Raw genomic sequence first — 21,348 nt, 5'->3', positions numbered from 1 at the left:
TCAAAATGTACGAACTTCGTCACCTCGGTCAAATGACGCGCGCTGCTACGTGCGCGCCTCCGCGTCAATCGAACCGCCCGCGCGTCGCGGTGACCGCGTAGCGCCGCATGGCCACATTCATCAGGAGCCCGATGCCGAGCAGGATCGTGAGCACGCTCGAGCCGCCGTACGAAAACAACGGCAAGGTGACGCCGACGACGGGCAAGAGCCCCACGACCATGCCCAAGTTGAAGAACGCGTGCCAAAAGATGAGCGCGCCCACGCCGATGGCGAGCACGGCGCCGAAGCGATCCTTGGCGGTGGCGGCGATGCGGATCGCCCACATGACGAGGAAGCTGTAGAGGAACACCAGCACCAGGCCCCCGAGGAATCCCCAGTCTTCGGCGAAGACCGCGAAGGGGAAGTCGGAGTGCTTGTCGGGTAGAAACTCGAACTGGTTCTGCGTCCCGCGCAAGAACCCCTGGCCGCTCCAGCCGCCGTTGCCGATGGCCACGTGCGCCTGGTGCACCTGCCAGTTGGAGGCGAGCAGATGCTGCTCCGGGTTGAGGAACGCCGTGATGCGCTCCTTTTGATACGGCTTGAGCACGTACGTCCAGACCACCGGCAGGAGCAACGCGAAGCCGATGGCCAAGGTGACCAGGCTCCTCCATTGGATACGGGTGAGCGCGCAGATGGAGGCGAAGATGAGGCCCAGGATGAGCGCGGTGCCCAGATCCGGCTGCTTGAGCACGAGCAGGGTGGGCACCCCGGCGATGAGCGCCGGGATGACCAGATCGGGGAGCCTGCGTCCCTCGCTCTTGGGATCGTCGTGCAGGAACTTGGCGAGCGCGATGATCAAGAAGAGCTTCATGAACTCGCTCGGCTGAAACCCGAACGAGCCGAAGTAAATCCACCGCGACGAGCCTCGGATGTCTCTTCCGAGCACGAAGACGAGCAGGAGCAGCACGATGCCGACCACGTACAGCGCGTAGCCGAGGCGCTCGTAGTGCCGGTAGTCGATGACCGCCACCACCGTCGCGAGGATGCCGCCGCCCACGAACCAGTACACCTGCTGGATGTACAGATCCGAGAGCGCTGCGCGCGTCACGCTGGTCGCCGAGTACAGATTGACGACGCCGATCACCCCCAGGACGCTGATGATGAGGAAGAGCGTCCAGTCGAAGTGGTCGCGCGGACGCGTGAGCATCCGGCTGATCATGGCGTGACCGGCTTGGGATCCGGAGGTGCGCCGCCCGTGGCTCCTGGAGGTGCGCTCGGCGGCGGCTCCGAATCGGGCGTGGAGGGGACGGGCTCCGTCGATGCCGGCGCCGGTGCGGGCGGTGGCGGTGCGGGCGCGGGCGCGGCCGCGACGTTCGCAGGGGAAGCGGCGCGCGCGGCGGGGGCAGCGCCCGGGGTGCTCGCGCTCTTCGACGTTCGCGGCGGCGGGCGGCCCGCGCGGGTGGCGGCGATGCGGGCGTAGTCGCGGATGATGTTGATGGCGATGGGGGCCGCGATGGTCGGGCCCGCGCCGCCGTGCTCCACCAACACGACCACGGCGATCTCGGGGGCGCGCGAGGGGTAGTACGAGACGAACCACGCGTGGTCCTTGGCGTAGTACCAAGCCTTCTTCGGATCGTCGTCCGGCGGCTTTCGGACCTCGTTCTGCGCGGTGCCCGTCTTGCCCGACACCTCAAGGAAGTCGTCGCGCAAGCCGTAGGCGGTGCCCTTGGGGTCGTTGACGACCGACCAGAGCGCGTCGTTCACGCGCGACAGGTTCTCGGGCGCGATCTTCACCTTTTGACGGACGCGCGGCGGGAAGTCTTGCTCCACCGAGCCATCGCTCGCCTCGACGGTGCGCACGATCTGCGGCAAATAGAGCGTCCCGCCGTTGGCCAGCGCCGCGTATGCGAGCCCGAGCTGCAGCGGGGTGACGGTGGTGTCACCCTGGCCGATGGCCGTGTTCAACGTGAAGCCGCCGCGGAACTGCCCGCGGTAGCGCAGCGCGTACCAGGCGTGGGTGGGGATGCGCCCCGACGCCTCCGGGTTCACGCCGATGCCCGTGCGCACACCCAGGCCGAACTCGCGCGCCACCACCGCAATTTGGTCCATGGTGACGGCTTGCGCGAGCTTGAAGAAGTAGATGTTGCACGACTCGGCGATGGCCTCGCGCATGTTCACCTTGCCGTGAACGTGCATGCAGTGGAAGAAGCGCCGGCCCCAGTAGTAGTACGAGTCGCAGCGCTCGCGCTCCTCCGGGTTGACGGCGCGGTTCTCCAAGCCCGCGAGCGCGGTGAACGCCTTGAACGTGGACCCCGGCTGGAACGCGCCGCTGATGGCCTTGTCGAGCATGGGGCGCAGCGGATCGGCGTAGAGCTTCTTGAAGGTCTCGCGCAAGCGCGCTTTTCCTCCGCCGCCCGAGAGATCGTTGGGATCGAAGTCGGGCTTGGAATAGAGGCCGAGCAGGCGCCCGGTGCGCACGTCGATGACCACCGCGGCCCCGGCCAGCTGCGCACGCATGGCGCGCTCGATGGCCTGCTCGAGCTCGATGTCGATGGTGATGCGCAAATCGCGGCCCGGGATGGGCTCCTGGCGCGCGGGTGCGTCGATGAGCCGATCGGCCTCGGGCCCGGTGCGGTAGCGGCCGTGCGCGTCGACCACGCGCTTCTCCCAGCCGCGCTGCCCGCGCAAGGTGCTCTCGAAGGCGCGCTCGATGCCGGTGGCGCCGAAGGCATCGCCCGCCTCGTAGCCGAGCGGGTTCACCTTTTGTCGCTCCGCTGTGGACATCGACTCGTAGCCCTCGGGGCGGAAGCGCGCCAAGGTCTCCGCGTCGATCTCGGTGACATAGCCGAGGGCGTGCGAGGCGAGGTTCTTGAACGGGTAGTAGCGGACGGGGGAGCTCACCACCTCGGCGCCCGGGAGCTCCGCCTGGTGCTGTTTGAGCTCCGCCACCGTGTCGCGCGCGATGTCCTCGCGCACCAGGATCTGCCGCCAGCACGGCGACTTGGTGGCGTCGTTGGCGCACGCGCTGCGGATCTTCTCGTCGATGCGCGCGCGCTCGTCGGGGTTCAAGCGCAAGGTCTCGGCGATGCGGGGCCAGCTGTCCGGCTCGTCGGCCTCCACGCTGTTGCGCCGCACGGGGCGCGCGCTGGGCATCACGCGGCCGGGCACGATGTACACGTTGTAGGCGGGGCGGCTCGAGGCCAGGATTTTTCCCTGCGAGTCGCGGATGACGCCGCGGGTGGTGGAGATGGTGACCCGGCGGATGATGTTCTCGTGCGCGATGCCTGCGTACGAGTCCCCCTGCATGATCTGCAGCTGGAAGAGCCGCACGATCACGGCCGCGAAGGCGATGAACACCACCAGCGCAAAGTACTTGTAACGCTTGCGGAACTCGCCGACGTCGGAGCGGGTGACGAGGAGATCGCTCATGTTCCCCTCGCGGCTTCGACGTGGGGCGAGGTGGCGGTGGCCGCATGGATCCGCCGCGCCAGGCGGAAGATGATGGGCGAGATGGCCGCCGTGGAGAGCGCGTGCGGGAGCGCCATGGGGTAAATGGCGCGCGGTACGTACGCGTCGCGGCCGAAGATGGAGATGAGCCCGAGCACCATCACGCTATGCACCAAGGTGGAGGCCAGGGCGAGCGCCAGCTGCATGAGCACCGTCTGCGCCGCCAAGCGGACGCCGGCCGCGCGCACCAGCACGAAGATGGCCACGTAGGTGAAGGTGTAGAGCCCCACCGGCGCGATGCCGACCAGATCCGTGGCATAGCCCAGCACGAAGGCGACGGCGGCGCCGCGCGCGAGCGAGTACTCGTGCACGCCCATGAAGAGGATGAGCGGCAGCACCAGCGAAGGGATGAGGCCCGGCACGTGCACCCACGACAGCACGCGAAAGAGGTTACTCTGCACGAGCAGGAGCGCCATACCCGCCACGAAGAACGCCGTATTGCGCATGGCTATTTCCTCTGGGGCGACGAAGCGCTGCGTGAGGGGAGGTCGATCGAGGTCTCCTCCGCGGGCGGCGTGACCAGGATGAGGACCGTGTCGAGGCGCGAAAAATTGACGGTGGGGAGCGCCTCCACCTCTTGGTCGCGGCCGAGCTCGCGCTTGGTCACCTTGGTCACCTTGGCGACGGGGATGCCGCGCGGGAACCATTTGCCCTTGCCGCTGGTGACCATCAAATCGCCCACTTGGACCTCGTCGCGCGCGTCGACCATCTCGACCTTGCACGCGTAGCGCGATTGGTCTCCGGTGCCGCGCACGAAGCCGCGGGCGTGGGTGCGCTCGTCCTCCACGTCGATGCCGAAGGCGGCGTCGACCGCGAGCTGCACGTCGATGGCGTCGCCGGCCACGTGCAGCACGGCGCCCACCACGCCGTCGGGCGAGATGACGGGTTGGTGCGGGCGGATGTCGCGCGATCCGCGGTCGAGCACCACGCGCGTCACCCGAAAAAACTCCGTGAAGTCCTTGGCGACGACCAGCGCGCTCACCGTGTCGGCCGGCGTGGTCTCGCGCAGCTGCAAGAGGCGCCGGAGCTCCTGGTTCTCGACCTGCTGCGCCGCGAGCTTCTGCACCTGCTCGCGCAATCGCGCGTTCTCGTACTGGAGCCGGTCTTGGTCCGCTTTGACGTCGACCAGGTACACGTAGTCGCCCACCACGTGGGAGATGCCGCGCGAGAGCGTGGCCGCGCCATACTCGATGGGGGCGCTGATGTGCAGGATGATGCGATCCATCGCGTTCAGGTTTTCCGGCCGCTTCATGTTGGAGCGGAGGAAAAAGAACGGCACCGTCAACAGAACGACGACGATGGCAATATCGCGGTAGCGTTTGATGGCCGGGGACATCGACTCCGTCCCTTCCTAAATCAGGTGCACGAGGTGCACCATCTTAAATCAAGGTGCCACCCCGGCCAAAGGGCCCAGGAGGCTCCAAAGAACGCCGCACCAGCCTCATCTCTTCCCTGGATTGACCTGGATCCGCGCGATCTGCGCGGAGAGCCATCGTCACCCGATGGTGACTTCTTTCAAGAGCTCCATGTGATCGAGCGTCTTGCCACTGCCGAGCACGACCGCGCTGATCGGGTCGTCGCAAACCATGACGGGGAGGCCGGTTTCCTCGCGCAACAGCACGTCGAGGTTCTGGAGCAGGGCGCCGCCGCCCGTGAGCACGATGCCTTTGTCGACGATGTCGGCCGCGAGCTCCGGCGGGGTCTTCTCCAGCGCGAGGAGCACGGCTTCGACGATGGCGTTGGTCGGCTCCGTGAGCGCCTCCCGGATCTCGTCGGAGTTGACGATGACCGTCTTGGGAACGCCGGCGACCAAGTCGCGCCCTTTGACCTCGGTGGTGAGCTGCGTATCGAGAGGGTAGGCGTTGCCCACCTGCATCTTGATGCGCTCGGCCGTCTGCTCGCCGATGGCCAAGTTGTACTTGCGCTTCAAATACGCGCTGATGGCCTCGTCCATCTTGTCGCCGCCCACGCGCACGCTCTGCGAGTAGACGATGCCGGCCAGGGAGATGACCGCGACCTCGGTGGTGCCTCCACCGATGTCGACTACCATGTTTCCACTGGGCTCGGTGATGGGAAGCCCGGCGCCGATGGCCGCGGCCATGGGCTCTTCGATCAGATACACCTCGCGGGCACCGGCGCTCTCCGCGCTCTCCTTCACCGCGCGCTTCTCGACCTCGGTGATGCCGAAGGGGACGCAGATGATGATGCGGGGCTTGACCAAGGTGCGCCGGTTGTGGGCCCGCGCGATGAAGTACCGAAGCATCGCCTCGGTGATCTCGAAGTCCGCGATGACGCCATCGCGAAGCGGACGCACAGCGCGGATATTGCCCGGCGTGCGGCCGAGCATCTCCTTCGCCTCGCGTCCGACCGCGAGAACTTTGTTGCCTCCCCGCGCATCGCGCTGAACCGCCACGACCGACGGTTCACACGATACGATGCCCTTGCCTTTGACGTAGATAAGGGTGTTCGCGGTACCAAGATCGATCGCGAGGTCGTTCGAAAACAGGCCGTGGAGCCAGTCGAAGATCATCTCGCGTCGCTATCTCGAAGTGGCGATCAGCCCTTCGAGATCTTCCCCTCTTTGTGCGGATAGTGCTTCCGGCACACGGGGCAGAACTTCTTGATCTCGAACTTCTCGGACATGGTCCGCTTGTTCTTCGTGGTGGTGTAGTTGGCGCGGCTGCAGTTGCCGCAGGTCATCTTGATGATATCGCGCATGGCTTTTCTATATCTTGACCGAGACTCGGTCGGACCCGTGGGGAGAGGCGGCGCACAATACGCCCCCTTTGGTGCAAGTCAAGCGAGAGAGAGGTGCGTACAGGTGCACACCTCGGGTGTGCACGCGGACGACGCTTCCTTCGATGAACGAAATCAACCGCAAGGGCGCCAGGGTCGCAAACGAAATTCGGGTCAAAACCCCGCAAAAAACTTGGCGATCCTCGCGTCCTGGCGGTTGATCCTCCGGCAAGTGGACCAGCCGCCAAAGGCCGTTGCATACGCGTCCTGGCGGTGGATTTTCCGACAAATGAACCAACCGCCAGGGGCGTTGCGTGCGCATCCTGGCGGTCGATTCGTTCGAACGTCGGTGAGCGACTAGTCGTCGTCGCCCTTGGTCCAGTCGTCGTCGCGGCCGCGATCGTCGCGCTCGAAGCGGCGCTTGCGGGGACCGTCTTCGTTGTGCGACGGACCGCCGTGCTTCTTGCGACGCTCGTCGAAGGTTTTGCGTGCGGGGGGCGGAGGGCCGCCCGCGCCGCCGCCGAAGCTGGCTGCCGGGTTGAAGCCGCCATAGCCACCGCCACCACCACCGCCGAAGCCGCCACCGCCGCCCATGTAGCCTCCGCCACCGCCGCCTTCCGGACGTGCGGGGCGTTCGCCCTTGGGATGTGCGAGGTTGACAACCAAGCGGCGACCGCGAAGGTCGGCCGTCTTGAGTGCGTCGGCCGCGGTCTTTGCGGTCTCTGCGCTCGCCATGGTGACGAAGCCGAAGCCGCGCTTGCGGCCATCCGGATCGGTGGGGAGATGCACGCGCAGGACTTCGCCCTGGCCGTTGATCACGCCGTTGATGAGCGTCTCGATTTCGGCTTGCGTGCAATCGTAGGGAAGATTTCCGACGTACAGAGTTCGGTCCGGTGCCGCCCCGCCCCCTGGTCCACCCGCACGCGGTCCGCTGCGCGGTCCGCTGCTGTTGGGTCCTGCGCCCATGCCGCCACCTTCACCGCGACGAGGAGGTTCGGCTTGGAACGGACGTACCGAGATTGACTTTCCCGCCTGAATCGATCCGTCGAGCGCATCGCGCGCGTTCTGGGCCTCCCCAGGTGTTGAGAGTGTGACGAAGCCGAAACCGCGAGGTCTACCTGACTGCCGGTCCTTTGGCAGGCTGACGTTGACGACGGTGCCGCCGGTCGCTTCGAAGATTTGCTTCAAAACGTCTTCTGAAATGCTGTCGGGCAACCCCGCCACGAACAGCTTCGCTTCTTCATTCGGCATGACTCAAAAAAGACGGACCTCCCACTCCCAAAATAGTGGCTTCACAAATGACGATATCTCGCGCCCACATTAGGTCAACACGTTCATGGGTAAAAAAAGGGTGTGTTCGGTCGGACGCGCCCGGGGGCTCCTCACCGCAGCTCTATTTTTCCAACCGCCGCGGCCAGGGGTTCGGATGGTGGAATCCATACAGGAAATCACGCCGGAATGGTCAAGAGAAAGGTGGAACCTGGGGCCTCTTGGGACACTGCGGCGTGCGGACGCGCTTCGCTGGGCTCCACCCAAGCGTTGCCCCCGTGGCTTTCGGCGATGTGTTTGACCAGGGCCAGGCCGATTCCGCTTCCACGGGGAGGTGAACGGGACAACCCCCCCTCGGAAGGGGACGCCGACGCGGAAATTGCGCCGCGAACGAATCGTTCGAAGATGCGCTCGCGATCCTCGGGGGGCACGCCGGGCCCTCGATCGACGACGCGAATCACGTTGTGGCGGCCTTCGCGTCCGGCTCGAACGTGCACCGATTTGCCGTGGTAGGCATACTTCAGGGCGTTGTCGATCAAGTTGATGACGGCCAGTTGAATGGCGCGCTCATCGATGCGCGGCGCCGGCAGCGGCCTCTCCACGTCGACGACGAGCTCGACCCCCTCTTTTTCCGCGCGATGCCGGTAGATGGCCGCCGCGCGGGTGACGGCTTCCGCCACGTCGCCCTCGGCGAAATCGTACGCGTCGCGGCCTCGCTCGACCCGCGCGAAGTCGAGCACGTTCTCGATCAAATTCGAGAGGCGCTCGCTCTCGTCGACGATGATCTTCAAGTATTCGTCGCGCTTTTCGTCGCTCGCCACCCGGCCCGATTGGAGCATCTCGCCAAACATGCGGATGAGCGACAGCGGCGTTTTCAGCTCGTGGCTCACATTGGCGACGAACTCGCTCTTGAGCGAGGAGATGCGCCGCTCTTTCTCGGCGGCGACCAGGATGGTGGCCACACCCGCGACGATGACCACGCACGAGAGGAGCACCATGCCCAGCTCGAGCAAGCGCCGATCGGCGATGGTGGTCGCATATTTCTCGCTGGCGGAGGGCGAGACCTGCAGGCGCCAATTGTAGAGCGTCGTGGGAAAGCGCACGCCGACCGTGAAGGGGCTGCTGCGCAGCGGCGGGCCGAAAATGATGCGCCCTTCTTCGTCGACCACGTTGACGCGGCTGGCGGCGGCGGCCGGCGCCTCCGTGTACAAATTGGGCAGCACGTATTTCACGATGCGCCCGATGTCGTGCCAGGCCACGACGGTGTAGCGGTGGCCGCGGTAAAGGCGCTGCCAATAGCTCACGAGGTAGCTCTGTCCGCCGTACACGCGGTGCAAATGCCGGAGCTGCTCGGGCGGCTGCGCGCCCATATCCATATCGTTCATCATGCGCTGCACGACCAAACGGCGAAACGTCTCCTCGTCCGACCACGCGCTGGTGGCGCGCGACGCAAAGGCGAGGACGTCGCGCTCTTCGTCGAGGACGAGCACCGCGCGGACGGTGGGCGTCTCGCGCTGGGCGGTCGGTATCCAGCGATCGGTGAGCTCGAGGAGCTGCGCCGGATCGGCGATGGCGCTGATGACGTTGTCCTGCTCGATGATGCGTTTGTCGAGGCGGTCGGCCTTCTCGGTCGCGAGGCCCAGGGTGGCCTCGAGGACCGATTGCTGACGGAGGTTTTCGATCTGCAATGTGCTGCGAAAGGTGAAATACGCCAGCACCCCGACGGCGATGAGCACCGCCGGGAGCAGCACGAAGCTCACGAGTCGCTTGCGCCGGCCCTGCGCGTCGTGGGAAACGGTTCCTGCCACAGTGGCGTAATACTACTGCCGATCGCGCCGTTGCCGAATGCGTTCCGTGTCGAGCACCAATCCGTGCGAGGAGACGTACTCGGCGAACTGTTCGCCCACGTAGGTCATGGCGTTGCCCTCCGCCTCGTTGTAGGGCACCCCGTCGGTGGGGTTCACGATTTCGATGGCGGCGAGCGCGCGCCCTCCCAGCATGACGGGGGTCACGATGACGCTCTTGGCGCCACCGAGCTGCTCGAAGCGCTCCACCAACGTATCCATATTTCCTGCGGCCTCGGGGATGACCATGGCCGTGCGCTTTCGCATGGCCGCCGAAAGCAGCGGATCGGTGGGCGGATGGTGGCGGAGGATCATCTGCGAGGTGCCCGCGCCCACCGCGGCCACAATCACGTACTCGCGCTTGTCGATGTCGTAAAAGTGCGCGAACGCGGCCCGCGATGGGATGTTCTCGAGCACCAGCTGGAGGCAAAACTCCGAGGCCTCCAAGGTGTCGCGCGAGAAGTGCAGATCGTGCATCGCCTCGAAGAGGACGGCGATCAGCTCGTCGCCGCGCACGCGTCCGCGCTGCCCCGTGAGCGAGGGGCGCGAGGGCCTCGATGTGGGCGGACGCGAAATGCGGGAGTCGCTGGGCGTGAGGTTCGGCGCCGATGGCGCAGGCGGAGGTGTCAGAACCGCGACCTCGGTGGGGACCGCCCTTGGTTCGGGGGTGAGCACCCTCGCCACGGGGGGCGGAAACACCGGCTCGGGAGCCATCGCGATCGGCGCCGGCGCTGGGCCTGGGCCCGGAACAGGCGTGACGGCGACGGCTGGCACAGCGGCTGCGGGCGGCACGGAAATCGGCGCGGCGGCCGCGGGGGTTCCCGCGTTGGGCGCCGCGGATGGCGATACGGCAAACGGCGCGGGTGCCGGGGGCGCCGCGGGTGCGGCCGCGGATAGGGGCGCGGATGCCGCGGCGGCGGCCGAAACCGATGCGGCGGCGACGACGGTGGCCGCCGATGGCGCCGGTGACGGTGGTGGAGGCGGCTGCGATGCGCGGCGCAGCGCTTCGCCGAGCGCCGCGATCCCGGGCGGTGGCGCCGAGGGCGGAGCCGATGTGCGCCCGCCCGCGGCGACGCTGACGACGGGTGCCACCAGCACGCCGCTATCGCTTCCTCGCGACGTCGCGGCAGAAGAAGCCGACGGACCTGACGCGGACGCCATGGGTGCAGCGGGCGCAGTGGGGGCAGTGAGCGCAGCAGGCCGGGTGCTCGTGCGGCGCGGATAGAGCACGGTCGGCTCTTGCCCCTTCCAATCTTTCCAGCTCAGGGTCGCGAGCGGCGCGGCGGTGGGCCGGCCCTCGAAGGCGCGATCGAAGACCGCCAGGTTCACGTACTTGCCCGGCTTGGAGCTCGCGAGGACGGCTTTGATGGTCAAAAATTGCGCCCGCAGGTATTTTTCGGCCTGCGCCTCGGTCGTCCCCTCGGGCATGACGTACACGTCTTCCCGATAGAGCAGCGGCGATTCTTCCGTGGGCTCCTGCTCGCGGCGATAGAGAACCTGAGGCTCGCCATCGGCGTGGTTCACGGCGTTGGTTTGCGTCGGCAGCGGCATTTGGTGATGGGACAATCCGGGTTCAGTTCGCACGGCAACAGCACCTGTCGTACCGTATGGGATGGTTCGCGCCCCAGCGTTGTTGCGAGCGACATCACCCGAGGCGACGCTCGATTTCGCGTTCGAGGGCGACGCGCTCAAGGTAGCGATGGTCTCCGATGGAACCGAGAGCATCGCCGTGTCGGGCGCTTTTTTCACCACATAGCGAAGGCGTGCCGCCGGATCGACGGCGCGGCAGCCTCCATCGTCGGTGAGCTCGATGGAGAATCCACTGATGGGGGCTTCTTCTTTTCGAAGGGTGCGCGCACTTTGCAGCGCCTTTTGCCAGGAATCCGCCTCCACGCAATAGGACTGCGTGTCGACTTTCCCGATCGGCGTCACGTGGACAAAAAAGCGCATGATCGGCTCAAGGTAGGTAACCATCCGGGGCACAACCGGAGGGGTGAGAGTAGCTTTTTGTGGCGAGGACGGTCAACGCAAGCTCCCGGCTGGGGTGCATCGAGGCTCTTTCATTCGGCGCGGAGCCCGTCCGCTGGACGAAGTCGCGCCGCATACAGTGCCGGGAAGAGGGTGGCGAGCAGGCAGATGGCGATGGCCGTCAATCCGGTGATGATGAATTCGGTCGGACGGATCAAAACAGGGACGCGGGAGATGAAGTAGACCTTAGGGTCCAGCGGAAATCCGTAGGCCGCGAGGGCTCTGCAGCCTCCGTACCCGAGGACGAGCCCCAAGGAGGTCCCAACGAGACCGATGATGCTGCCCTGGTACAAGAACACGCGCAAAATGGCTCCGTTGCGCGCGCCGATGGCCTTGAGGAGCGCGATTTCCTTCTTCTTGTCGAGGACCACCATGATGATGGTGGCGATCACGGTGAAGGCCGCGACCACGATGATCATCGCCAAAACGAGGCTCATCACGATCTGCTGAATGAGCAGCGCCGTGAAGAGGCCATGATTGAGGTCCATCCAATCCATGGTGCGGTAGACGCTGTTGGCGAGCAGCTTCTCGATCTCCTTCGAAATGGCGCCCGATTGATCGATGTCATCGACCTTCATCTCGATCCCGGTGACGCTGTCGCCTTGATCGTAGAAGGACTGCGCCTCGAAGAGATCCGTGTACACCAGCTTGGAGTCGTACTGATCGAAGCCCGCCTCGAACAGCGCGATGACGCGGAACTGCTTGGCGACCGCCGGCCGGATGGTGGAGCTCCCGAGCGCCACGCCGATGGTCGGCGACGTAATGTTGATGCAATCCCCCAGGCTCACGCCCAGCTGCTTGGCCAAGGTCTGGCCCATGACCACCCCCGGGAGCCGCTTGATCTGCTCGGGGCTCTTGCACGGATCGGGATCGTACTCGTCGGGTAGAACGTCGCCATCGGGGAGCTCGCTCTTGTACCCACCTTCCGGGGTCAGGTCGCGGCCCACCATGGGCGGCTCGTCGGTGATTCGGGGGCGGGCGTCTGCCCCCCGTTCGCGCGGCTCGCCGCTTGGCTCGGTGATCCCGGCGGCCGCGCGCTCCTCGTCCTTCGCGATCTCGTCGCGGATCGCGTCGAGGAACGGCTTCTTCGGACCGCCCACCCCCGCGCTGGGATCCGCCGAGCCGCCCTTTGGCGGCGCAGGATCGCGAAAGAACGAATCCACCCGGCGCTCGGGGGGCGCCGCGCCCTCCCTCCGCAGACCCTCGAGGCTCCCCGCCGTGATGTACTTGGGCAGATCCAGCACCTTGGGCATCAGCTCGGGGTCGACTCCTTTGAGCAAAACCCCCGTGGCCGTGCGCTCGCCGTGCGTGACCATCATCGGATTGATGATGAAGGGCCCGACCCCGGTCACCCCTTTCACGTGCTCGACCTTGGCCATCACCTCGCGGTACTCGCGAAAGTCCGACGAGTACTTGAGCACCAGCACGTGGGCGTTTACCCCGAGGACCTTCTCGCGAAACTGGTCCTTGAACCCGCCCGTCACGCTCATCACGATGGAGAGCGCCGCCACGCCCAGCATGACGCCCAGGATGGCGAACGCGGTGCCGGCCGAGATGGAGGCGCGCTTTTTGGCGCCCATGTAGCGGATGGCGAGGGAGAGGGGATAACCCATGGTCGTCTTCTACTTCGTCCTTTACTCGGCGCGAAGCCCGTCCGCAGGGCGAAGTCGCGCCGCGTACAGCGCAGGAAAGAGGGTGGCCACCAGGCAAATGACGATGGCGAACGCGCCCGTGACGATGAACTCGTTCGGCCGGATCAAAACGGGGACCTTGGAGATGAAGTAAACCTTGGGATCGAGCGGAAACCCATACGCGGCCAGCGCTTTGCAGCCGCCGTAGCCGAGCAGGAGCCCGAACGCGGTGCCCACCACGCCAATGATGCCGCCTTGATAGAGGAAGACGCGCAAGATCGCGTCGTTGCGGGCGCCGATGGCCTTGAGGAGCGCGATTTCCTTCTGCTTGTCCAAGACCACCATGACGATGGTGGCGATGACCGTAAAGGCGGCCACCACGATGATCAGCCCCAGCACCACGCTCATGGCGATCTGCTGAATGAACAGCGCGGTGAAGAGGCCGTGGTTCAGATCCATCCAGTCCATGGTCCGGTAGACGTTGCTCGCGAGCAGCGCTTCGATCTCCTTGGCGATGGCGGCCGAGTGCTCGATGTCATCGACCTTCATCTCGATGCCGCTCACGCTGTCGCCCTGGTCGAAGAAGGCCTGGGCCTCGTAGAGATCGGTGTAAACGAACTTGGAGTCGTACTGATCGAAGCCCGCCTCGAACAGCGCCACCACCCGGAACTGTTTGGCCAGCGCCGGCCGCATCCCCGCAACGGACATGCCCACAGCAGGCGAGGTGACGCTGACGCAGTCGCCGAGCCCGACGTCGAGCTGCTTGGCCAGCGTCTTGCCAATGACCACGCCCGGAAGCCGTTTCACTTGCTCGGGGCTCCTGCAGGGGTCGGGATCGTACTCGTCGGGTAGGACGTCGTCGGTCGGGAGCTGGCTCGTGTAGCCGCCCTTGGGGGTCACGTCCTGCGCGGGGGGGACGTCGTCGGCCACGGGGGCGGGCGGCTCGAACGATGGGATCGCGACTTTAGGAGGAGAGGCGGGGGCGCCGGGGACCGATGGGACCGGGCGGGCCGACGGGGAGCCGCTGCGGAAGATGCTGTCGACCCTTCGCTCCGGGGGTTTTGCGCCCTCGCGGCGGAGGCCGGCGAGCCCTCCGGCGGTGATGTGCTTCGGAAGATCGAGGATCTTGGGCATCGCCTCGGGGTCGACCCCTTTGAGCTGGGTGCCGGTGGCCGTGCGGGTGCCATGGGTGACCATCATGGAATGGATGGTGAAGGGACCAATCCCAGTCACACCTTTGACGTGCTCGAGCTTCTTCATCACCTCGCGGTACTCGCGAAAATCCCCATATTTGAGCACGAGGACATGGGCGTTGACCCCGAGGACCTTCTCGCGGAACTGCTCCTGAAACCCGCCGGTGACGCTCATGACGATGGAGAGCGCCGCCACGCCCAGCATGACGCCGACGATGGCAAAGGCGGTGCCTGCCGAAACGGAGGCTCGTTTCTTGGCGCCCATGTAGCGGAGGGCGAGGGAAAAGGGGTAGCCCATCGAGGTGTTTGCTCTTTACTCGCGTTTCCCCCTTGGCGCGAAGCCCTTCGTGGCTTCAGGCTGCGGGCGCGCGGCTACGATTGACGTTACCGGCCGCAGGCACAAATACGCGGTGCGCCGCCCTTTGCCATGCTCGGGGGGAGGGCCCCTCGGAAAAAAAAGCCGAAACTTTGGAAAGAAGACGGTTCCTTGGAAAAGTGGGCCTTGAACCGAGGGTCAGCGGGTACTTGGACGGTACAAAGGGAATTTTCGTGACTTGGGAGGAAGAGTTTGGTGGGGTGGAGGAAGAGTTGAGGAGTCATGGTGGGACATAAAAAATTGGGGGGCTCTTGTAGGGGGAGTTCACTATGATTTGGAGGGCCTGAAGGGCCGCTCTCTCATGGATCATCCGGGCAGACTTAGTGGTGGACCAACCTTGGCGGTCGCGGAGGGGGGCGATGTAGCCGTCGGTTCGGGCGCACCCTCCAAGCGCGTGGATCCCTACGTCGGAAAGACCGTCGATGGCCGCTATTTCGTGGAGCGGGTGATCGGCGAAGGGGGCATGGGCGTCGTCTACCGTGGACGCCACAAGGTCATCGACAAGAAGGTGGCGCTGAAGATCCTGCGCGGCGACGTGGCGCGCGACGGCGAGATCGTCGAGCGCTTTTTGCAAGAGGCGCGCGCCGCATCGACGATTGGCAATCCGCACATCATCGATATTGCCGACTTCGGGACCTTGCCCGATGGCGCGGCCTATATCGTCATGGAGTATCTGGACGGGATCAGCCTCGCCGAAGCCTTGAAACAACAGGGCACGATGACGGCGTCGCGCCTGGTCCACATCGCGCGGCAAATGGCGCAAGGGCTCTCGGCCGCGCACAAAGCAGGCATCGTTCATCGCGACTTGAAGCCCGACAACGTGTTCTTGATCACGCGCGGCGGGAATGCCGACTTCGTGAAGATTCTCGACTTCGGCATCGCCAAGGTCGGCGGCGAAGCGTCGCGGCTGACGCGCGCGGGGACGGTATTCGGAACACCGCATTACATGTCGCCCGAGCAGGCGGCGGGGGAGCCGGTCGACGCGCGCACCGACGTGTACGCGCTCGGGATCATCCTCTACGAGCTCGCTTACGGCAAGGTGCCGTTCGACGCCGACAACTTCATGGGGATCCTGACGCAGCACATGTACCGCGCGCCCGTCCCCCTCACGACCTTGGTGCCCGACTTCTTGCCGGGGCTCGACGCGGTGATCCTCAAGCTCCTCGCCAAGCGGAGCGAGGCTCGTTACCAAACGATGGACGAGCTGGTCATCGATCTCGACGTGCTCGAAAAGAAGGGCTACCCGCGCGCGGTGGCCGACTTGAACACCGGGGCCGAGACCTTCCAGAGCACGCCCGACTACTTTGGCTCGTCGGTCCCACCGCCGCTCGCGGCCGGCGCGACCCCCATCCCCGCGGTGGTGCCGCCCTCGCGCCTGCCGCTCTTCATTGGCGTGGCGCTGGTGACCACGGTGCTGCTCACCGTGATCATCGTCCTCATCGTTCGGCGCATGGAGGGCGGCGCGGAGATGCGGCGCCCGGTCGATAACGTGGTGGCCGCGCCCACGGATCGCTCGGTGGTGGTGATCACGCAGCCCCTCGGCGCGCACGTCTCCCGCGACGGCGTGGATTTGGGGCCGCAGCCCATCGTGAAGATGCCCGAGGGAACGAGCGTGACCGTGGAGGTGAGCCACGTGAACTACATCACGCAACAAGTGACGTTGGACGGTACGACCGAGAAGGTGATCGTGGAGCTGAAACCGCTGCCCCCCGAGGAGCAAACGCCGCCGCCGAAACCGGTGTCGTCGCAGCCCGCGATCGCCCCCATCAAGCGACCCGTCGTGCCCGCGGCCAGCGCCACGGTGAGCGGGCGGCCCTCCGACGTTCTCGGCGATCCCTGGCGTAAGAAGTAGAGGGCGCGTAAGAAGTAAGAAGCGGCGGCGCTACTTGGCGGCCTCGAAGCGAAGGGACGCGGCGTTCCACGTGTAGCGTGCGCTGGTCGCCGTGCCCCACGGAAGAAGGAGCGGCTCGATGGCGCCGGGCTGCTCGTTGGGCCACGGGTACGTCTTGGCCGTCCAGCCCACGGCTTTGCCCGGGCGCACCTCGAAGTCGAGGCCCCGGCCCGACTTGGCCGGCAAAAATTGGAAGGTGGTTTGAACGCGGCCCGGGCCCTGCTCGCGCGCCGTCTCGATGGCGAAGATGCGGCCGATCCTCCCGTCGCGCAGCTCGTAGATGAAGATGGCCTCGCTGACGGCTTCGGGCAGAGCACCTTGGCGCGGCGCGATCACGCGGGTGCCGCGGACGATCAAGTCGGCCGCGCCGTCGCCGTTCAAGTCGCGCGCGAGCAGCTCCTTGACGGTGCCGGGGCTCGCAAACTGCGGGAGCGAGAGGTACGCGTACTGCGCGCCGCCTTTGAAGCCGGGGCCGAAGACGACGATGTCGTTGCCCAAGAGCACGATCCGCTCCGGGCGCGCGTCCTCGGCCACGTTGGCCGTGAGATCCGCCTTGGGCTGCACGTCCGGCGGCACCTGGTGATCGCGCCGGAACTGCTCGAGCAAGGACGCCCCCGTGTCGGGCGCAGGCCTTTGCGCTGCGGGCTCCATGGCGCGCGGCGGCTGCGCGGGCGCCGGCGTCTCGCGCGCGGCCGTCGTGGTGGTGGTCGTGGCCGAAGGCGCTTGCGGCTTCTGCGCGATCTCCGCCTTGCGCACGAACTTTCCGCCCTCGAAGCGGTAGGTTCGCGCGCGCACCGCGCCCCAGGGGAGCAGCAGCGGCTCGACCTCGTTCTGCCGGGTCTCGCGGTAGCTCGCCGCGTCCCAGCCGGAGGCGCCCTCCACGGCAATCTCGACCTCTTTGTCGTGCAGGTGCACGCTGCTCACGACCTTGCTCGCGCCGCGCGACACCTCGATCTCGTGGCCGAAGATGGAGATCGGCTCCCCGCTGGGCGCGATCTGCCAGATCTCGAACCAATCGTGCACCACGCCGCCCTGCTCGAAGCGCGAGCGCACCAGGAGATCGTCTTTGCCCTCGCCCGTGACGTCGCGCGTTTGAAGCTGCACGACGGAGCGCGCGCCGAGATCGCGGAAGAAGAACTCCTTTCCGCCGCGGTAGCCCTGGCCCACGATGGTGAGGAAGTGCCCGAACACGGAGATGCGCTCCTTCTGCGGATCGCCGTCGATGTCGGCATAAATGTCGATGGAGGGCCCGCGCGACGCGAGGCCGCGCGGCTTGAGCAACCCCGCGATGAGCGCCTGCTCGGGCTCCGTGGGCAGCGAGGGGAGGGCCGTCACATGCTCGGCGTCGCCCGGGCCGGTCGCCACCACGGTGGTCGATGCGCCCCCTTGGTCATGGTACGAGAGCACCCCGCGGAGCCCCACGCGGATCGTGCGCGCCTCGGGGAACGCGGCCCACGGTACCGCCGCCTCGAAGCTGTAGCCCGCAGGCTTGAGCGGCGCCTCGACGATCTTGGCGCCCGCCACCGTCTCGCCCTTCTTCGGCCCCGAGCCAAAGAGAACGCGCCCTTGCGTCTCTCCCGGTTTGCCCGCGTGAAAATCGATCACGTGCGGCAACAAAGTTCCGCCCGGCCCCGGGATGGCCAGGGTGAGCGCCGCGTGATCCTTGCCGGCGGCGAGCTTCGGGTCGTTCGTTTCGCCTGCAATATACAAATATTGCTCGTCGTACTGCACCGCGCCCTGGAACGAGAGCTCGCCCATGGAGCCGTGCACCACGGTGGTCGCCGGCGTGCGCGCGGGCCACTCGCCGAGGGTGCCGTCGAGCTTGACCTTCTTCTCCACCCGCATCGCCTCGAGGGCGCTCGCCAGCGCCGGCGCGCTCTCGATGTCGTTCGACGAAAACATGCCGCCCTGCCGCACGGCCGCATCGCCGATCGACATATCCCCATTCGCGCCGCCCTCGCCCGCGGGCGTCTTCGCCTCCTTCGCGGCCCCGCCACACCCCACGACGAACGCGAGCGCGAGGGCGGAACCGGGGGCGACGGCCGACTTTTTCAGCGCCCTCACGACTCCGTGCTCCTTCGTGAAATCGGCCCCAACGTCCGCCCCCCCACGCCCCCACGTTGAACGAGCTTCATCAACTCCACCCCCGGCACGATCGACGCCGAAAGAAGGAACAAGATCAGCCACTCGGCGCCCGTCATCAGGTACGTGCGGAACACCGGACGGAGCGCCGGCACGAACACGGCGACCGAGTGAATCGCCGCGCTCAGCACGATGGCCAGGGCGAGCGGCACCGAGACCTTCGGCTTCAGCGCGGCGATGGATGCGGTGGCCGAGCGGCAGCTCAGCGCGTGCAGGAGCGGGCTCAAAGCGAGCAAGGTAAAGGCCGCCGCGCGCTCCTCCACGCGCGCCGCGCCGCCGATGCCATGGTTCCAAGGCCAGAAGTACGTGAGGAGTGCCGCCCCTCCCATCCATAGACCCACGAACACGATGCCCACGTACTCGCGCGTGCGCAAAAGGCCGGTGTTGGTCTTGCGCGGCGGCTCGTTCATCTGCGTGGGATCGGGCGGATCGACGCCCAGCGCCAGCGCGGGCAGCCCGTTGGTCACCAAGTTGATCCAGAGGATCATGAGCGGCGTGAGCGGCGGCACGTCGAGGAACGAGGCCACGAACACGGTCACCAGGAGACCCGCGTTGGCCGACAACAAGAAGAAGATGAACTTCTGGATGTTCCGGTAGATCGCCCGGCCCTCGCGCACGGCCTCCACGATGGTGGCGAAGTTGTCGTCGGCGATGACCATGTCGGCCGCCTGGCGCGCGACGTCGGTCCCGTTCTTCCCCATCGCCACCCCGATGTGCGCCTCGCGCAGCGCCGGCGCGTCGTTCACGCCGTCGCCCGTCATCGCCACCACGTGCCCCAAGTTCTTGAACGCGCGCACGATCCGGAGCTTCTGCTCCGCCGTGACCCGCGCGAACACGCGCACGTGCTCCACGCGCTTCTCGAGCTCCTCCGGCGAGAGCTTCTCCAGCTCCGCGCCCGTCAGCGCGAGCGCGCCCTCGTCCCACAGGCCCAGCTCGCGCGCGATGGCGATGGCCGTCAGCTTGTGATCGCCCGTGATCATCACCGCGCGCACCTGCGCCCGCGCGCACGCCGCCACCGCCTCTTTCACCCCCGGGCGCGGCGGGTCGATCATGCCCACCAACCCCACGAAGGTGAGGCTCTCCTCCAGCTCGATGGGGTGGGGCAGGATGGCCGGCATCGAATCCACGAACGAGGGGCCGGACACGGGGCTGGAGTCCGGGCGCTTGCCCAAAATGCGCCGCGCCACCGCCAGCACGCGCAGCTGCTGCTCGCTCATACGCCCGAGCTCCCGCTCGATGTTCTCGCGATCGGCGGCGGTCATCTCGCGGATGCCGTCTTCGTCCTCGAAGTACGTGCACAGCGGGAGCAGCACGTCGGCGCTGCCCTTGGTGTGCACCACCTCGCGCCCCTTGGCGTCGAGGGTGAGGATGGTCATGCGCTTACGATCGCTGTCGAACGGCAGCTCCTTCAAGAGCTGGTGCGTCGGCAGGACCGACTCTTTGGGGAGCCCGCCCTTGGCCGAGAGCGTGAGCAGCGCGGCCTCGGTGGGATCGCCGATGGCGCACCATTTCCCGTTGTCGTCGATGTCGAGCTCCGCATTGTTGCAGAGTGCAACGATTTGCAACAAGTGCCGCAGCGGCTTGCCCGGCGTGTCGACGATGTCGCCCGAGTCGCCCACGATGCTGCCGCGCGGATCGTAGCCGACGCCGGTGACTTCGTAGGAGCGGCGGCCGCAGTGGATGCGGGTGACCGTCATCTCGTTCTGCGTCAAGGTGCCGGTCTTGTCCGAGCAGATGACGGTGGCCGCGCCCAAGGTCTCGACCGCGGCAAGCTTGCGCACGATGGCGCCGCGCTTGGCCATGCGCTGCATGCCGAGGGCGAGGGTGATGGTGGTGATGGCCGGCAAGCCCTCGGGGATGGCGGCGACCGCCAGGCTCACGGCCTCGAGGAGCAGCTCGTGCCAGCTGCGATCGCCCTTCCACATGCCGCGCGCGAAGAGGAGCACCGAGAGCCCGAGGCACGTCAGGAGGATGCGCTTGCCGAACTCGTCGAGCTTTTGCTCGAGCGGGGTGACCCGATCGCCGCCCGCGCCGCGAATCAGCTCCGACAGCTTTCCGAGCTCGGTGCGCGTCCCGGTCGCCACCACCAGCGCGCGCCCTTTGCCGCGCACCACGTTGGAGCCCACGAAGAGCATGTTCGCGCGATCGCCCAGCGGGGCGTCGGCCGGCACTTGCCCGCGCGCGTCCTTGCCCACGGGGACCGACTCCCCGGTGAGCGCCGACTCCTCGGTGGCCAAATTGATGGTCTGCAAGAGCCGCGCGTCGGCCGGCACCGCGTCGCCGGCTTCGATCTCCAGAATGTCGCCGGCGACCAGCTCCACGGCGTTGAGGACGACCACCTTGTCGTCGCGGCGCACGCGGGCCGAGGGGGTCTGCATCTTTTGCAGCGCATCGAGCGCGGCCTCGGCGCGTTGCTCCTGGTAGTAGCCGAGGACGGCGTTGAGCGCGACGATGAGGAAGATGGCGATGGCGTCGCCGAAGCGCACCAAAAAGGGGCCGCTCGTATCCTGCGTGGCGCCGTTGATCAGGGCGATGACCGCCGCGACCAACAAGGTGAGTACGATGGGGTTGGCGAACTGATTGAAGAAGCGCTTCAGCGCGCTCGGCTTGGGCGGCGGCGGAAGCTCGTTTCGCCCGTCGCGCGCGAGGCGTGACTGGGCCTCGGCGTCGGTGAGGCCCCGCGCGGGGTCCGACTTGAGACGCTGGAGGACCTTCTCGACCGGTTCGTCGGTTCCCGCAATGACGCTCACGC

14 protein-coding genes are annotated in these 21,348 nt (G+C 66.6%); 1 reads left to right on the top strand and 13 read right to left on the bottom strand.

All coding sequences use genetic code 11. The features are described 5' to 3' along the window. Positions 1-64 precede the first annotated feature (64 nt). The 11 genes from rodA to LZC94_31305 all read right to left on the bottom strand — a co-directional run bounded on the left by rodA (position 65) and on the right by LZC94_31305 (position 14,485). Positions 65-1,198: a rod shape-determining protein RodA gene (gene rodA / locus LZC94_31355; protein WXB12334.1), complete on the bottom strand. Its 1,134-nt coding sequence runs from the start codon at positions 1,196-1,198 to the stop codon at positions 65-67. Continuing rightward, positions 1,195-3,408 (bottom strand): penicillin-binding protein 2, encoded by a 2,214-nt coding sequence (gene mrdA / locus LZC94_31350; GenBank protein WXB12333.1) that lies wholly within the window; start codon positions 3,406-3,408, stop codon positions 1,195-1,197. The genes rodA and mrdA overlap by 4 nt, the downstream gene beginning before the upstream one ends. Beyond that, the gene (locus tag LZC94_31345) at positions 3,405-3,932 is read right to left on the bottom strand and encodes a hypothetical protein (GenBank protein ID WXB12332.1); all 528 of its coding nucleotides are present in this window, start codon (positions 3,930-3,932) and stop codon (positions 3,405-3,407) included. Before LZC94_31345 ends, mrdA begins: the two co-directional genes overlap by 4 nt. A gap of 2 nt (positions 3,933-3,934) precedes the next feature. Further along, on the bottom strand, positions 3,935-4,822 hold the full coding sequence (gene mreC, locus LZC94_31340) for a rod shape-determining protein MreC (protein WXB12331.1): 888 nt from the start codon (positions 4,820-4,822) through the stop codon (positions 3,935-3,937). Positions 4,823-4,981: 159 nt separating this feature from the next. Then, complete coding sequence (locus LZC94_31335; GenBank protein ID WXB12330.1) at positions 4,982-6,016, bottom strand: rod shape-determining protein; 1,035 nt, start codon at positions 6,014-6,016, stop codon at positions 4,982-4,984. 26 nt (positions 6,017-6,042) lie between these two features. Continuing rightward, on the bottom strand, positions 6,043-6,204 hold the full coding sequence (rpmG, locus tag LZC94_31330) for a 50S ribosomal protein L33 (GenBank protein ID WXB12329.1): 162 nt from the start codon (positions 6,202-6,204) through the stop codon (positions 6,043-6,045). A 375-nt stretch (positions 6,205-6,579) separates the two neighbouring features. Then, positions 6,580-7,473, bottom strand: coding sequence for a hypothetical protein (locus LZC94_31325; protein ID WXB12328.1), 894 nt, complete (start codon positions 7,471-7,473; stop codon positions 6,580-6,582). A 197-nt stretch (positions 7,474-7,670) separates the two neighbouring features. Then, entirely contained in the window at positions 7,671-9,299 is a 1,629-nt protein-coding gene (locus tag LZC94_31320; protein ID WXB12327.1) for a HAMP domain-containing histidine kinase, read from the bottom strand. A gap of 12 nt (positions 9,300-9,311) precedes the next feature. Continuing rightward, entirely contained in the window at positions 9,312-11,285 is a 1,974-nt protein-coding gene (locus LZC94_31315; GenBank protein WXB12326.1) for a GAF domain-containing protein, read from the bottom strand. A gap of 110 nt (positions 11,286-11,395) precedes the next feature. Beyond that, on the bottom strand, positions 11,396-12,976 hold the full coding sequence (locus tag LZC94_31310) for an ABC transporter permease (GenBank protein ID WXB12325.1): 1,581 nt from the start codon (positions 12,974-12,976) through the stop codon (positions 11,396-11,398). Positions 12,977-12,997: 21 nt separating this feature from the next. Beyond that, a complete protein-coding gene (locus LZC94_31305; protein ID WXB12324.1) occupies positions 12,998-14,485 on the bottom strand; it encodes an ABC transporter permease in 1,488 nt (495 codons plus the stop codon). 415 nt (positions 14,486-14,900) lie between these two features. On the opposite strand from LZC94_31305, the gene LZC94_31300 reads away from it, so the two are divergent. Further along, positions 14,901-16,415, top strand: a complete 1,515-nt coding sequence (locus LZC94_31300) for a serine/threonine protein kinase (GenBank protein ID WXB12323.1) — start codon at positions 14,901-14,903, stop codon at positions 16,413-16,415. Between the two features lie 30 nt (positions 16,416-16,445). On the opposite strand, the gene LZC94_31295 is transcribed toward LZC94_31300, so the two are convergent. Further along, the gene (locus LZC94_31295; protein ID WXB12322.1) at positions 16,446-18,518 is read right to left on the bottom strand and encodes a hypothetical protein; all 2,073 of its coding nucleotides are present in this window, start codon (positions 18,516-18,518) and stop codon (positions 16,446-16,448) included. Then, positions 18,515-21,346: a cation-translocating P-type ATPase gene (locus LZC94_31290; GenBank protein ID WXB12321.1), complete on the bottom strand. Its 2,832-nt coding sequence runs from the start codon at positions 21,344-21,346 to the stop codon at positions 18,515-18,517. Before LZC94_31290 ends, LZC94_31295 begins: the two co-directional genes overlap by 4 nt. Between the last annotated feature and the right edge of the window lie 2 nt (positions 21,347-21,348).

It is taken from the genome of Sorangiineae bacterium MSr11954 (assembly GCA_037157815.1).
GTDB classification, from domain to species: domain Bacteria; phylum Myxococcota_A; class Polyangia; order Polyangiales; family Polyangiaceae; genus Pendulispora; species Pendulispora albinea.
Note: the sequence above shows the minus strand (reverse complement) of the source record. Positions and strands in the feature narration are given on the sequence as shown.